Origin of the sequence: Methylobacterium sp. Leaf104, from assembly GCF_001422885.1 — a bacterium.
Lineage (GTDB): Bacteria > Pseudomonadota > Alphaproteobacteria > Rhizobiales > Beijerinckiaceae > Methylobacterium.
The window spans coordinates 130,918-144,832 of sequence record NZ_LMMZ01000040.1; the positions used below are offsets into that span (position 1 = coordinate 130,918).

At 69.4% G+C, this 13,915-nt stretch carries 17 protein-coding genes; 7 read left to right on the forward strand and 10 right to left on the reverse strand.

Translation table 11 applies throughout. The features are described 5' to 3' along the window. Positions 1 to 47: 47 nt before the first annotated feature. The 8 genes from ASF49_RS21215 to motA form a co-directional block, all read right to left on the reverse strand. Complete coding sequence (locus ASF49_RS21215) at positions 48 to 731, reverse strand: response regulator transcription factor (RefSeq protein WP_056477755.1); 684 nt, start codon at positions 729 to 731, stop codon at positions 48 to 50. A 282-nt stretch (positions 732 to 1,013) separates the two neighbouring features. Beyond that, complete coding sequence (locus ASF49_RS21220) at positions 1,014 to 1,430, reverse strand: hypothetical protein (RefSeq protein ID WP_243214821.1); 417 nt, start codon at positions 1,428 to 1,430, stop codon at positions 1,014 to 1,016. A gap of 35 nt (positions 1,431 to 1,465) precedes the next feature. Beyond that, a complete protein-coding gene (gene flhB / locus ASF49_RS21225) occupies positions 1,466 to 2,524 on the reverse strand; it encodes a flagellar biosynthesis protein FlhB (protein WP_056477760.1) in 1,059 nt (352 codons plus the stop codon). 27 nt (positions 2,525 to 2,551) lie between these two features. Then, positions 2,552 to 3,619: a flagellar motor switch protein FliG gene (locus ASF49_RS21230; RefSeq protein ID WP_082511459.1), complete on the reverse strand. Its 1,068-nt coding sequence runs from the start codon at positions 3,617 to 3,619 to the stop codon at positions 2,552 to 2,554. Continuing rightward, positions 3,600 to 3,998, reverse strand: a complete 399-nt coding sequence (fliN, locus tag ASF49_RS21235) for a flagellar motor switch protein FliN (protein ID WP_056477764.1) — start codon at positions 3,996 to 3,998, stop codon at positions 3,600 to 3,602. The genes ASF49_RS21230 and fliN overlap by 20 nt, the downstream gene beginning before the upstream one ends. 106 nt (positions 3,999 to 4,104) lie before the next feature. Continuing rightward, positions 4,105 to 4,425, reverse strand: coding sequence for a hypothetical protein (locus tag ASF49_RS21240; RefSeq protein WP_056477766.1), 321 nt, complete (start codon positions 4,423 to 4,425; stop codon positions 4,105 to 4,107). Further along, a complete protein-coding gene (locus ASF49_RS21245) occupies positions 4,409 to 5,341 on the reverse strand; it encodes a flagellar motor switch protein FliM (RefSeq protein WP_056477768.1) in 933 nt (310 codons plus the stop codon). The genes ASF49_RS21240 and ASF49_RS21245 overlap by 17 nt, the downstream gene beginning before the upstream one ends. Positions 5,342 to 5,343: 2 nt before the next feature. Next, positions 5,344 to 6,216 carry a flagellar motor stator protein MotA gene (gene motA / locus ASF49_RS21250; RefSeq protein ID WP_056477769.1) on the reverse strand — a complete coding sequence of 291 codons (873 nt, stop codon included), beginning with the start codon at positions 6,214 to 6,216 and terminating at the stop codon, positions 5,344 to 5,346. Positions 6,217 to 6,368: 152 nt separating this feature from the next. Between motA and ASF49_RS21255 the strand changes: the two genes are divergently transcribed. Next, positions 6,369 to 6,572: a DUF3606 domain-containing protein gene (locus tag ASF49_RS21255; protein WP_056477771.1), complete on the forward strand. Its 204-nt coding sequence runs from the start codon at positions 6,369 to 6,371 to the stop codon at positions 6,570 to 6,572. Positions 6,573 to 6,582: 10 nt separating this feature from the next. On the opposite strand, the gene dut is transcribed toward ASF49_RS21255, so the two are convergent. Both dut and ASF49_RS24655 read right to left on the reverse strand, forming a co-directional pair. Continuing rightward, positions 6,583 to 7,071 (reverse strand): dUTP diphosphatase, encoded by a 489-nt coding sequence (dut, locus tag ASF49_RS24650; RefSeq protein WP_056477773.1) that lies wholly within the window; start codon positions 7,069 to 7,071, stop codon positions 6,583 to 6,585. After that, the gene (locus ASF49_RS24655) at positions 7,068 to 7,955 is read right to left on the reverse strand and encodes an HpcH/HpaI aldolase/citrate lyase family protein (protein WP_056477775.1); all 888 of its coding nucleotides are present in this window, start codon (positions 7,953 to 7,955) and stop codon (positions 7,068 to 7,070) included. Before ASF49_RS24655 ends, dut begins: the two co-directional genes overlap by 4 nt. 345 nt (positions 7,956 to 8,300) lie before the next feature. On the opposite strand from ASF49_RS24655, the gene pstS reads away from it, so the two are divergent. The 6 genes from pstS (at position 8,301) to phoB (ending at position 13,877) form a co-directional block, all read left to right on the forward strand. After that, positions 8,301 to 9,338: a phosphate ABC transporter substrate-binding protein PstS gene (gene pstS / locus ASF49_RS21270; protein ID WP_056477778.1), complete on the forward strand. Its 1,038-nt coding sequence runs from the start codon at positions 8,301 to 8,303 to the stop codon at positions 9,336 to 9,338. Between the two features lie 196 nt (positions 9,339 to 9,534). After that, a complete protein-coding gene (gene pstC / locus ASF49_RS21275; RefSeq protein WP_056477780.1) occupies positions 9,535 to 10,509 on the forward strand; it encodes a phosphate ABC transporter permease subunit PstC in 975 nt (324 codons plus the stop codon). Positions 10,510 to 10,552: 43 nt separating this feature from the next. Continuing rightward, complete coding sequence (gene pstA / locus ASF49_RS21280; RefSeq protein WP_056477783.1) at positions 10,553 to 11,446, forward strand: phosphate ABC transporter permease PstA; 894 nt, start codon at positions 10,553 to 10,555, stop codon at positions 11,444 to 11,446. A gap of 51 nt (positions 11,447 to 11,497) precedes the next feature. Next, positions 11,498 to 12,316, forward strand: a complete 819-nt coding sequence (pstB, locus tag ASF49_RS21285) for a phosphate ABC transporter ATP-binding protein PstB (protein ID WP_055957279.1) — start codon at positions 11,498 to 11,500, stop codon at positions 12,314 to 12,316. 101 nt (positions 12,317 to 12,417) lie between these two features. Further along, positions 12,418 to 13,143 carry a phosphate signaling complex protein PhoU gene (gene phoU / locus ASF49_RS21290; protein WP_056477785.1) on the forward strand — a complete coding sequence of 242 codons (726 nt, stop codon included), beginning with the start codon at positions 12,418 to 12,420 and terminating at the stop codon, positions 13,141 to 13,143. A gap of 29 nt (positions 13,144 to 13,172) precedes the next feature. Beyond that, on the forward strand, positions 13,173 to 13,877 hold the full coding sequence (gene phoB / locus ASF49_RS21295) for a phosphate regulon transcriptional regulator PhoB (RefSeq protein WP_056213308.1): 705 nt from the start codon (positions 13,173 to 13,175) through the stop codon (positions 13,875 to 13,877). Positions 13,878 to 13,915 lie beyond the last annotated feature (38 nt).

Sequence of the window (13,915 nt, forward strand, 5' to 3'; positions counted from 1 at the left end):
GATCCCTTCGGGGATCGCCCTGGGCGCGCAGTCGGGTCCGGCCCGCCTCAGCCGATGAAGGTGTAGCCCATGAAGCGCTTGGCCTCGATCGGATCGTAGCCGAGGCGCTGGCTGAGCTTCTTGCGCAGCTTGCTGACGTGGCCCTCGATCACGCTTTCCTCGACGCCGTTGCTGTAGACGCCGTAGACGATGTTGTAGATCTGCGACTTCGTCATCCGCCGGCCTCGGTTGCGGACCAGGCATTCGAGGATGTGGCGCTCGCGGCGCGGCAGCGGCAGCACCTCCCCGTCGACCTCGGGGTCGCGCCCGTCGAAATGCACCTTCAGGCGCTCGGGTTCGGGCGCCGCCTCGCGGGGCGGGGTCGCCTGGGCGTTCACCCGGCGCCAGATCGCCTCCGAGCGCGCCAGGATCTCGCGGATATGGACGGGCTTGGGCAGCACGTCGTCGATGCCGGCCTCGAAGAGCTGCAGGGTCTGGTCGAGGGAGCGCACGTCGCTGAGCGCGATGATGGGCGCGCGCGACAGCTTGCGGATCAGGGTCGCGCATTTCGCCCGGCCCTCGAAATCGCCCAGCAGGAAGCCCTGGATCGCTTCACGGTCGACCCGGGAGGAGGACTGGAACCACTGGGTGAATTCCTGCGGGTCGAGGCCGAGGGAGGAGATGCCCTCACGGTCGAAGCTCGCCTTGTAGCCGGAATTCACCGACGGCCGCTCGTCGACCAGGACATACATCATCAATCTCCGGATGATCTTGCGACGGTCTGGGTGTGTGCTGGATAAGGCTCGGGTTATGGGACAAGCGTAGGTCGTGCCGGCGGAACGACTTCGCCATCCGACGTAAAAGTCGGACCGATCGAGTCGCCTATCATTCAGCAATGTCGGGCATCGCCGATGGCGTCAATGACGTTCGTGACACACGCGGATGTGATCGCGCCGTCCGTGCCCGGCAAACTGTCACAGTTCGTGCCGGCACCGGCGCGGATGGGTTCGCGGGCGGTGGCGGCCTGCCGCCGCTCAGGCGGCGGCGCGGGTCAGGCGTGCCTCGGCGAGGGCGGTCTCGAAGCCGTGCAGGCAGAAGTCCGGACCCTTGTCGGCCAGGATGCGCTGGATCGCGACGCCGACATAGACGCCGTCGAGGATGAGCTTGAAGAACACCGTCACGGGCTCGGTCACGAACTCCATGTCGAGCACCACGGTCAGCGAGCGGCCCCAGTCGAAGCACACGTCGGCCCCGTCCGCGTACGCGATGGTCGCTTCCTTGAAGAAGGGCTCGGCGGAGGAGGCGACGAGGTCCGCGATGTTGCCGTGGCGGGCGGCCTGAACCCAGCCGATCAGGATGCCGCCGTCGAGGAGGCAGAGTTCCGCGATGAAGTCCCGGATCGCGTTGGCGAACACGCGCTCGGCATCGGCGAGCACGTCCGGGACGTCCACGGACGGGGCTCCGGTCGGGGAGGACGCCTCGGTCATCAGCGGGCCTTCGAGAACAGGAAGAACAGGATCTGAGCCACTGCGCTGTAGAACTCCGCGGGAATCATCTGGTCCACCTCGACACTGTCGTACAGGGACCTTGCGAGAGGCTTGTCTTCCACGACCGCAATGCCGTTCGCCTCGGCGATTTCTCGAATTCGCAGCGCCACGAGATCCTTGCCCTTGGCCAGAACGAGCGGTGCGGGCTGCTCATCTCGCGCATACCGGAGGGCGATAGCGTAGTGGGTCGGGTTTGCTATGACCACGGTGGCCTGCTTCACGTTCGCGAGCATGCGCTTGCGCGAGCGGTCCTGCGCCAGGGAGCGCAGGCGGCTCTTCACGAGGGGATCGCCCTCGGTCTGCTTGTGCTCGTCCTTGACGTCCTGCTTCGACATCCGCAGGGAGCGCTGCCAGCGCAGGCGCGACCAGACCAGGTCGGCCGCCACGATGACGATGGTGGCGACGCAGACGACCGAGATGAGCCGGATCGAGACGGCGAGGATGAGATCCGGGATCTGACTCGGGTCGGCGAACATGGCACTCACGGCTTTGCTGCCCTCCGAACGGAGGAGCAGCAGGGCGACGAGACTGATGCTTAAAAATTTAAGGACCGATTTCAGGAACTCGACCTGACCCGACTTTCCGAAGATTCGTCCCCAGCCCGCCGCCGGCGAGACGCGCGACCATTGCGGGCGGATGCGCTCGCCCACGAAGCTCGGCACGTTCTGGACGAGGGCGGAGACGAGGCCGCAGAGGCCGAGGATCAGCACGACCGGGATCAGAAAGCGCGCGGCCGCGATCGCGGTTCCTTCGAGGATGCGGGCGACGTCCTGATTGTTCTCCAGGGCGAAGTCGCGGGGATGGTCGAGGAAGGGCGCGAGCGCCTGCATCAGCGGGGTGACCGCGTCGCGCACCACGAAGCTGAGGGCGATGAGCAGGCCGAGGATCGAGGCGAAGACCGGCGCCTCGCGGGAGAACGGGACGTCGCCCTTCTCGACCGCCTCGCGGATCTTCCGCTCGGAGGCGGCTTCGGTCTTGCTCTCCTGATCGTCGGACATCGCGCGCGCCGGGCCGGGCCGCCGTCCCTAGCGGACGAGGGCTTCGGCCTCGTCCCCGGCGTTGATCTCCAGTTCGCCGCGCCCGGCCATCTCGAGGGCGAGGTCGGTGATGCTGCGGCGCGCCTCGGTCACGTCCTTCTGGGCCGCCGGCTCGCCGCCGTTCAGCTCGTGCTCGACCATCCGGCGCACGCGGGCGGACAGCGCGCTCAGGATGACGCCGCGGAACTCCGCGTCGGTGCCCTTGAGGGCCAGGACCAGCCGGTCGTTCGGCACGGCGTCGAACAGGGTCGTGCGGGCGCGGGGCTGGAGCTTGACGATGTCGTCGAAGGTGAAGAGCAGCCCCTTCAGGATCTCCACCGATTTCGGGCGCGATTCCGACAGGCTGGTCAGCACCTCGTCGATCTGGGTGCGCTCCATCTTGTTGATGATGTCGGCCATCTTGGCGTGGGTGTCGGCCCCCGAATTGCGGGCGCCGCTGGCGAGGAGGTCCTCGTGGAGGGCCTGCTCGACGGTGGCGATCACCGCGTCGCAGACCGGCTTGAAGCTGAGCATCCGCCGCATCACCGTGTTGCGGGTCGGCTGGGGCAGGTGGGCCATCACCTTGGCGGCCGCCGCCGGCTTGAGGCGCGACAGCACGAGGGCCGCCGTCTGCGGGTGCTCCTTGACGAGGTAGCTCGCGATCACACCCTCCGAGACCGTGGTCAGGCGCTCCCAGACCGAGCGCGTGGTATCGCCCCGCACGTCGGCCAGGATGTCGGCGACCTGGTCGGCGGGCAGCAGGCCGGTGAGCAGCTTCTCCACCTCCGCGGCCGTGCCGACGAGGCGGCCGTCGGCGGCGAATTCGTGCGAGAACATCTCGACGATGTCGTCGAGCTGGTGGGCGCTGACGGTGCCGAGCTGCGTCGCCGAGCGCGTGATGCGCTTGATCTCCTCGGAGTCGAAGTACTTCAGCAGGCGGCCGGCGGCCGGCTTGCCCATGGCGAGCAAGAGGGCCGCGACCTCGTCCACGGGGTTGAGGTGCCGGTGGACGCCCTGCGCCCGGTGGGGGATCGGCACGCTCGCCACGGGTCCGCCCTCAGCCGTTCTGGCCGGCATCGGCCGGACCCACGATCTCGGTCAGGGAGACGCCGAAGCGGGAATTGTCCTCCTCGACCACGACGATCTCGCCCCGGGCCACGACCCGGCCGTTGACCGTGACGTCGACGGGCTCCCCGACCCGGTGGTCGAGGGGCACGATGGCGCCGCGTCCGAGCTTCATCAGGTTGGCCACCGGCATCGTCGCCGAGCCGAGCACCACCTGGATCAGCACCGGGATGCGCAGGATCGAATCGAGGTTGCGGCCGTCGCCGATCCGCGCCTCCGCGCCCTCCTGTCCCGCGGCGCCGGCGGGCGAGGCGGTCGGCGAGACGGTCGGAAAGACCGGGGCGGTGCCGGCGGACGCGAGGTCCGCATCGTCGAAGGGGCTGTTGCTCATCGTCCGCTCGTCAGGGGCTGCAATCGAACGTCAGGGAGGAGTCGGCCGGCAGCGGAGGGAAAAGGATCGGGGAAAGTCGGGCGGGGCGCAAGCGGATCGGCGCGCCTCAGCCGCGCTGGATGCCCTGCGCGGCCACTTGCGGCCCGCGTGTGGCCGAAGCATCGCGCCGGGCGGCCTCCAACTCCGCGAGGAGGTGGCGCGCCTCGCCGAGGCGCTGGTCCAGCGCCTCCAGGATCTCGCGGCCCTCGGTGCTGAAGCTGCGCACCGCGTCGCCGGCCTGGGCCAGGGCGTGGCCGGACTGCGTCAGGATGCGGCCGTACTCGGCCTGGGTCCGGTCGAGGCGCTTCAGCTTGAGGTACATCGGCACCACGCAGGCGCTCGTGGCCACGAGGGCCACGAGGAGGATGGTGTCAACCCACGGTGTCATCGGTCGTGCCTTCCTTGTCCTGTGCGATGGCCTCGTCGACCCGCAGCACGTAGGAGCCCTGCGCCTGGCCCATGTGGCACCAGAACAGCGGCCGGTCGTTGCCCTCGAGCTTCACCCGCGTGGACGGCGTCGCGTCGAGGCCGATGATCTGGCCGACCTTGAGCTCGGCGATCTCGCCCAGCGTCAGCAGGCGCTCCTCGAGCACCGCCCGCAGGGTGACCTCCGCCTTCTGCACCTCGGCGGCGATCTGCTGCGTCCATTTCGGGTCGCGGGCGGCGGTGTCGCCCGTGAGCACCTTCGACAGGGCCGGGCGCATCGGGTTGACCACCGACTGGGGCAGGATGAGGAACATCTCGCCGCTGCGGTTCAGCGCCTGGATGGCGAACTTGGCCTCCACGGCCTTGTTGTTGCGTCCGCCGATCACCGCGAATTCCATCCGGGTCTCGGTCCGCTCCAGGCGGAACGGCGTCGCCGAGACCAGGGAGAACGAGGATTCGAGCGCCCGGCCGACCTGTTCGAGGATGGTCTGGGCGAGGCGGATCTCGAGGCCCGAGAAGGCGCGCTCGTCCTCGACCGGCGGCTCCGCCCCGTCGGCCCCGAACAGGGCCTCCACCATGGTGAACAGGAAGTCCCGGTCGAGGCCGACGAGGATGTGGCTGTCCCATTCGGGGGCGTGGAAGATGCCCGCCACCGCGTTGTTCTCGTAGGCGTCGAGCATCTCGCCGAAGCGGCCGCTCCCGAAGCCGCCGAAGGAGAAGTAGACCGGCGAGGCGACCAGCGGCTTGAGGTTGTCCGAGCAGGCCGAGGTGAGCCGGTCGAACACCACGTTCAGCATCGGCATGCGGTCGAGGGACAGACCCCCGGCCTCGATCAGGCGGGCGCGGATGTCGGCGGCGTTCCCGGCGGGTCCGTCCATGCTCAGGCGGCCTCTCGCTGCGCGCCGCCGTTGACGGTGGCGTTCTCGACCTCGTCGATGGTCGGCCGGTCACCGAGGGAGATGCCCTTGCGGCCGTGCTCGACGGCGATCTGCGGCACGGCTCCGCTCATGTAGGCGATCAGGCTCTGCTTCACGATGATGTAGACGTGGTTCTGCTTCTCGCGGATGGTCTTGATCTTGATCGCGAAGGGCGCGAGCACGCCGTAGGACATGAACACGCCGAAGAATGTCCCCACGAGTGCGGCGCCGATGAGGCCGCCGAGGATCTGCGGCGACTGGTCCAGGGCGCCCATCGCCTTCACGATGCCGAGCACCGCCGCCACGATGCCCAGCGCCGGCATCGCCTCGGCTACCGTGGTCACGGCGCCGTAGGGCTTGAGGCGGTCCTTGCGGTAGCCGCTGATCTCCTCGTCCATCAGCGCCTCGATCTCGTGGGCGCGGGCGTTGCCGATCAGGATCAGCCGGGCGTAGTCGCAGATGAACAGAACGAGGTCGGCGTTCTTGGCGACGTCCGGATAGGCCTTGAAGATCTCGGAATTGGCCGGGTCGTCGAGGTGCGGCTCGACCTCGTTGCGGGGCTTGGTCTTCAGCTCGCGCATCAGGGCGTGCAGCAGGCCGAGCAGCGCGAGGTAGTCCTTGCGCTTGGGCACCTTGCCGGTGAGGGCGTCCATGCTCGCCTTGCCCGTATCGACCACCGTCTTCATCGGGTTGGCCATGACGAAGGTGCCGGCGCCCATCCCGCCGATGATGACGAACTCCCAGGGCTGCCAGAGCACGACGAGGTGGCCGCCCATGGCGACGAAGCCGCCGAGCATGCAGCCGATTGCGATGACGAGGCCGATCAGAACGCCCAAGGCTCAACGCCTCCAATGGGGGTGAGGAATCCGATGCAGCGGACCTACGCAGGATGGCTTGCGCGGGGCTGGACGGCCGTTCGGGCGCAGAACGCACCGGCGGCGGCCTCCGCGCGTTAGGCAGGGAGCCGACCCCGCAACGCGAGACCGCCATGAGCAGCACCCCGTCCGACAACGACCACGAGCCGGCCACCGTCAACGTCTCGGAGCCCTGGACCCTGGCCTACTGGGCCCGCCGCTTCGAGGTGCCGCGCGAGGCGGTCGAGGCCGCCGTCGCGGCGGTCGGTCACGAACCCGCGAAGGTCGCCGCACAGCTCGGCCGGCCCTGGCCCTTCGAGGGCAGCGGGATCGTGTGAGGCCCGCGCCTCAGCGGCGCCCGGTGGAGCCGAAGCCGCCGGTGCCGCGTGCGCCGGCCTCCGTTCGCGGGGCCGCGTCGGAGCCGTCGCGGATCGTGAACGTCGGCCGGGTGACGCGGGTGAAGACGAGCTGGGCGATGCGGTCGCCGGGCGCGATGCGCAGGGCGGATCCGCCGGGGTTGCGGTTCCAGGCCGAGATCAGCAGCGGACCCGCGTAGTCGGCGTCGATCACGCCGGTGCCGTTGCCGAGGACGAGCCCCTCGCGATGGCCGAGCCCGGAGCGCGGGAAGACGAGCCCGCACCAGGCCGGGTCGCGGATCGCCAGGCGGAAGCCGGCCGGGATCAGGGCCGGCGGCCCCTGGGGCGGCAGATCCAGCGCCTCGTCGAGGCAGGCATGGAGGTCGAGGCCCGCGGCCTCGGCCGAGCCCCAGCGGGGAAAGCCCCAGCCGGAGAGGCGGGCGTCGAGGAGGTCGATCTCGACGGCGAGGTCGGGAGTCACGGCGTCCGGGCCGCGACGGCCTCGGCCAGGGCCACGGTGCGGCTCGCCTCGGCCGCGTGCAGGCGCTCCACCATCTTGCCGTCGAGGCCGATGACGCCGCGGTTGCGGTTCTCCGGCTCGGCGAAGGCCGCGAGCACGCGCCGGGCCCAGGCGACCTCGTCCGCGCTCGGGCCGAAGGCGGCGTTGGCCGGGGCGATCTGGTCGGGGTGGGTCAGCATCTTGCCGTCGAAGCCGCAATCGCGCCCCTGCGCGCACTCGGCCGCGAAGCCCGTCGCATCGCGAAAATCGTTGTAGATGCCGTCGACGGCGTCGATCTCGTAGGCGCGGGCGGCCGCGATCACGCTCATCAGCCAGGGCATCAGGGCCGGCCGGCCCGGCACGCCGAGGCGCAGCCGGCTGGCCTTGGCGAGGTCGTTCGGCCCGACCATGAGGCAGGCGAGGCGGGTGTCGACGTCCCGGGCCGAGCTCGCGATCTCGGCGAGGTGCAGGATCGCCATCGGGCTCTCGATCATCGCCCAGGTCCGGGTCCGGTCCGGCGCCCCGAGGCGGCGCAGGCGCGAGCCCACCGCCACCAGGGCGTCGGCGCCCGTCACCTTCGGCACCACGATGGCGTCGGGCCCGGCCGGCGCGATGGCGGCCAGATCCGCCTCGCCGTAGGGCGTGTCGAGGGCGTTGATCCGGACCACGACCTCGCGCGGGCCGAAGCCGCCCTCGGACACCGCCCGGGCGACGGCCTCCCGCGTCGCGGCGCGGGTCTCGGGCGCGACCCCGTCCTCGAGGTCGATCATCACCACGTCGGCGGGGAGGGTGCGGGCCTTCTCCAGCAGGCGCGGGTTCGATCCCGGCATCGCCAGGACGCTGCGGCGCGGGCGGATCTCGGTCATGGCGCATCCCTTGGCTGAGAGAGTCGGGCGCCGCACGACCGCACCCGGCAGCGGGGCCGTCCCGGTCCCGGGCGGACGCGACTCACCCTCGGACCCGGCGATAGCCTCCCGCGGATTCCGATTCAAGGCGCGGGTCTTGCCTGCACCTGGGCGCCGGTTCCCGTCCGGCCATCCCCGGCAAACTGCTCAGATCGCGCCCGGTCGCCCTGGGGCACGGCCGTATGTCATCGAACTGTCGCGCAATCGTCATACCGCCTTGGTCCAACCCGCCGTATGGCGCGGTGCACAACGGCGCGGGGGCTGCGGCTCCCCGTGCCGATGCACGCTCCCCCAGGAGACCAGCACATGAAATTCACGACCCTCGCCGCCCTCGTGGGCCTCGGCCTCGCCACCCTCGCGCCGGCCCAGGCGGCCGACATCACCGGAGCCGGCGCGACCTTCCCGTTCCCGGTCTACTCGAAGTGGGCCGAAGCCTACCGCAAGGACAGCGGCATGGGCCTCAACTACCAGTCGATCGGCTCGGGCGGCGGCATCAAGCAGATCCAGGCCAAGACCGTCGATTTCGGCGCCACCGACGCGCCGCTCAAGGGCCCGGCCCTGGAGAAGGACGGCCTCGTCCAGTTCCCCACCGTCATGGGCGGCGTCGTCACCGTGGTGAACATCCCGGGCGTCGAGCCGGGCAAGCTCAAGCTCACGGGCGAGATCATCGCCGAGATCTACGCCGGCAAGATCGCCAAGTGGTCCGACGCCAAGATCGCCAAGCTCAACGAGGGCCTGAAGCTCCCCGACGCCAACATCACCCCAGTCTACCGCTCGGACGCCTCCGGCACGACCAACATCTTCACCACCTACCTCTCCCAGGTTTCCGAGCCCTGGAAGAAGGAGTTCGGCGCGGCCACCACGGTCAGCTGGCCGGTGGGCCAGGGCGGCAAGGGCAACGAGGGCGTCACCGCCACCGTCAAGCAGGTCCCCAACGCCATCGGCTACGTCGAGTCCGCCTACGCCAAGCAGAACAAGCTCAGCCACACCCTAATCCAGAACAAGGCCGGCAAGTTCCCGCAGCCCGACGACAAGGCCTTCCAGGCCGCCGCCGCCAGCGCCGACTGGAAGTCCGCCCCCGGCTTCGGCATCTCGCTGACCGACCAGGCCGGTGAGAACGCCTGGCCGATCACCGCCGCCACCTTCATCCTCGTCCACAAGGACCCGGCCGACGCGGCCAAGACCGCCGACGTGCTGAAGTTCTTCGACTGGGCCTACAAGAACGGCGACAAGCTCGCCACCGACCTCGACTACGTGCCGCTGCCCGACGCCGTCGTCGGCCAGATCCACGACGCGTGGAAGGAGATCAAGGGCAAGGACGGCAAGCCCGTCTTCAACATGTGAGCCGATCCCTCGCGGGCCTCCGGCCCGCGAGACCCCGGGGGCGAGCCACCGCGCCCCCGCGACCGCGACGGACGAGACCGGCGCCACGGCGCCGGTCTCCCCTCGCCACCCCCTTTGGCAACGATCCGGTGATCCCCCCCTCGCGCCGGCGACCGGCGCAGGGTAGGACGCCGCCCGGTGAAGAGAAGACATTCGGATGGCCGCCTTGACTGACCAGATCGCCCTGACGCGCGACCGCGCCTCGGCCCGGAAGACGCCCGGCGGACTCGGCGACAGCCTGTTCCGCGCGGCCTCCTACGGCTCGGCGCTCCTGGTGCTGTTCGTGCTCGCCGGCATCCTCGGCTCCATCGCCTACGGCGCCTGGCCGGCCTTCAACGAGTTCGGCTTCGGCTTCATCACCTCCAGCGCCTGGAACATCGGGCAGGAGCAGTACGGGGCCTTCGTGGCCATCGTCGGCACCCTGGCCTCCGCCTTCCTCGCCCTGCTCATCGGCGTGCCGCTCTCCCTGGGCATCGCCGTCTATCTGACGCAGCTCTGCCCCGGCTGGGCGCGCAAGCCGGTCTCGATGACCATCGAGCTCCTCGCTTCGGTGCCGAGCATCATCTACGGCATGTGGGGCCTGTTCGTGTTCGCGCCGCTCTTCGCCCGCTTCGTGCAGGTGCCGGTCTCGAACGTGGTCGAGGGCATGCCGATCGTCGGCACCCTCTTCTACGCCCGCGTCCCCTCGGGCGTCGGCATCCTCACCGCCGGCATCATCCTGGCGATCATGATCGTGCCCTTCGTGGCCTCGATCACCCGCGACATGCTCGACCAGATCCCGACCGTGCTGCGCGAGAGCGCCTACGGCATCGGATGCACCACCTGGGAGGTGGTGCGCCACGTCCTGGTGCCCCAGGCCTCGGTCTCGATCATCGGCGCGATCATGCTCGGCCTCGGCCGGGCGCTCGGCGAGACCATGGCGGTGACCTTCGTCATCGGCAACGCCAACCGGCTCTCGGGCTCGGTCTTCGACCCGGGCTCCACCATCGCGTCGCGCATCGCTAACGAGTTCAACGAGGCCGACGGCCTGCAGCTGAACTCCCTGATGGCGCTCGGCTGCATCCTGTTCGTGATCACCTTCTTCGTCCTGATCATCGCCCGCATCCTCACCCGCCGCGCCAAGGTCGCCTGAGGCCGCATCGCCCCGGCCCGCCTCGAGACGTCAGGAACCCATCATGGACGCCGCCAACCCCCTCGCCACCACCGCCGCGCCGGCCCGGATCAGCCGGGTCCGCCCCGGCCGCCGGATCGCCGACAAGACCCTGATCCTGGCGAGCACGCTCGCCACCCTGATCGGCATCGTCGTCCTCGGCTCGATCCTGTTCATGCTGGTGGTCGAGGGCATCAAGGGCTTCTCGCCGACCCTCTTCACCGAGCCGACGCCGGGCCCCGGCTCCGAGGGCGGCGGCATCGCCAACGCGATCCTGGGCAGCCTGGTGCTGACCTTCCTGGGCATCCTGGTGGCGACCCCGGTCGGCGTGATGGCCGGCACCTTCCTGGCCGAGTACGGCCGCAACTCGAAGCTCGCCGACGTCATCCGGTTCCTCAACGACATCCTGCTCTCGGCGCCCTCGATCCTCATCGGCCTGTTCGTCTACACGCTGATGGTGCGCCCGATGGGCTCCTATTCCGGCTGGGCCGGCGCGGTGGCGCTCGCCATCATCGCCACCCCGGTCATCGTGCGCACCACCGAGGACATGCTGCGCCTCGTGCCCTCGACCCTGCGCGAGGCCGGCGCGGCCCTGGGCGCCCCGCCCTCCATCGTGATCAAGAGCATCACCTGGCGGGGGGCCAGCGCCGGCATCGTCACCGGCATCATCCTGGCGCTCGCCCGCATCGCCGGCGAGACCGCGCCGCTGCTCTTCACCGCGCTCAACAACAACAGCTGGTTCCGCTCCGACCTGATGGGCGGCATCCCGAACCTTCCGGTGATGATCTACCAGTTCGCGCTCTCGCCCTACCCGAACTGGCAGCAGCTCGCCTGGGCCGGCGCCCTCCTCATCACCGTCACGATCCTCGCCCTCTCGATCGTGGCCCGATTCGTGATCAAGACCGAGCGCTCGCGCTGATCTCCGGCGCGCCGCACCTCCCCGCATTCCGACCGACAGGATCTTGAACCGATGAACGCCGCCCCCGGGATCACGTCCGCGCAGCTCACCGGACGCCACAAGGCCGACGAATCCTCACCGGTCCGCATCGCCGTGAAGGACCTGAACTTCTACTATGGCAGCTTCCATGGCCTGAAGTCGGTCAACCTCAACTTCCACGACCGCCAGGTCACGGCGCTGATCGGCCCCTCGGGCTGCGGGAAGTCGACCCTGCTGCGCACCTTCAACCGGATCTACAGCCTGTATCCGGACCAGCGCGCGGAGGGCGAGATCCTCCTCGACGGGCAGAACGTCCTCGATTCCAAGGTCGACCTCAACGAGCTGCGCTCGCGCATCGGCATGGTGTTCCAGAAGCCGACCCCGTTCCCGATGTCGATCTACGACAACGTCGCCTTCGGCCTGCGCCTCTACGAGAAGCTGCCCAAGGCCGACCTCGACGTGCGCGTCGAGGAATCCCTGCGCAAGGCCGCCCTCTGGGACGAGGTGAAGGACAAGCTCAAGCAGTCCGGCATGGGCCTCTCGGGCGGCCAGCAGCAGCGCCTCTGCATCGCCCGCACGGTGGCCCAGCGTCCCGAGGTGATCCTGTTCGACGAGCCGACCTCGGCCCTCGACCCGATCTCCACCGGCCGCATCGAGGAGCTGATCGAGCAGCTGCGCTCGGAATTCACCATCGTGATCGTCACGCACAACATGCAGCAGGCCGCGCGCATCTCGCAGTTCACCGCCTTCATGTACCTCGGCGAGCTGGTGGAATTCGGCCCGACGACGCGCATCTTCATGAATCCGGAGAAGCGCCAGACCCAGGACTACATCACCGGCCGCTTCGGCTGATCCTCGGCAGGCCGGAACCGACCCGCGCGGGCCGGTGGCGGCCCGCGCCAGACACCATCAGGGCGGGCACCGGACAGGAGGCCCGATCGAGGAGCACACCCATGCCCGACCACATCGTCACCTCCTACGACACCGACCTCGAAGATCTGCGCCGCTCGATCTCCGAGATGGGCGGCATCGCCGAGAAGATGATGACCGAGGCCGGAGAGGCCCTGGTGCGCCGGGATTCGCCCCTGGCCCAGGCGGTGATTTCCGCCGATACCCGCCTCGACACCCTCCAGCGCGAGATCGAGGAGCGGGCGATCCTGCTCATCGCCCGGCGCCAGCCCCTGGCGATCGACCTGCGCGAGACCGTGACGGCGATCCGCGTCTCGAACGACATCGAGCGCATCGGGGATCTGGCCAAGAACGTCGCCAAGCGCGTGGTCGCGATCGCCGACCAGATCCAGCCGCAGAAGATCGTCATCGGCGTCCAGCACATGAGCGACCTGGTGCAGGAGCAGCTCAAGGACGTCCTCGACGCCTATGCCAGCCGGGACATCAAGGCCGCCCTCGACGTGTGGGAGCGCGACGACGCCATCGACGCGCTCTACAACTCGCTGTTCCGCGAACTCCTGACCTACATGATGGAGGATCCGCGCAACATCTCGTTCTGCACGCACCTCCTGTTCGTGGCCAAGAACATCGAGCGCATCGGCGACCACACCACCAACATCGCCGAGACGATCCACTACCTCGTCACCGGCGAGAACCTCCTGGCCGAGCGCGAGCGCCCGAAGAACGACGCCTCCAACTACGCCACCGTGGACATGCCCGGCGCGGCCTGAACCCGTGCCGGTCTGATCGAAAGCGCACGATGAGTACGCGTATCCTGATCGTCGAGGACGAGGAGGCCCTGACCCTCCTCCTCCGCTACAACCTCGAGGCCGAGGGATTCATCGTCGACTCGGCCGCGCGCGGCGACGAGGCGGACCTGCGCCTGCAGGAGCAGGTCCCCGATCTCGTGCTGCTCGACTGGATGCTGCCGGCCCTGTCGGGCATCGAGCTCTGCCGCCGCATCCGCGCCCGGCGCGAGACCGAGCGGCTGCCGGTGATCATGCTCACCGCCCGCGGCGAGGAGGGCGACCGCATCCGCGGCCTCGGCACGGGGGCGGACGACTACATCGTGAAGCCGTTCTCGGTGCCCGAGCTCCTCGCCCGGGTCCGTGCCCTCCTGCGCCGGGCCAAGCCCGCCCATGTCGCCAACCTGCTGGTGGCCGGCGACATCGAGCTCGACCGGGTCAGCCACCGCATCCGCCGGGAAGGCCGCGAGATCCATCTCGGGCCGACGGAGTTCAAGCTCCTCGAATTCCTGATGCAGAGCCCCGGCCGGGTGTTCTCCCGCGAGCAACTCCTCGACGGCGTCTGGGGCCACGACGTCTATATCGACGAGCGCACGGTCGACGTCCATGTCGGGCGCCTGCGCAAGGCCCTCAACCGCCCGCGCCAGAGCGACCCGATCCGCACCGTGCGCGGCTCGGGCTACTCCTTCGACGAGATGTTCGAGGCGGAGGCCGAGTAGCTCAGCCGAGTAACTCGACCGAAGAGCCGGCCCCGAAC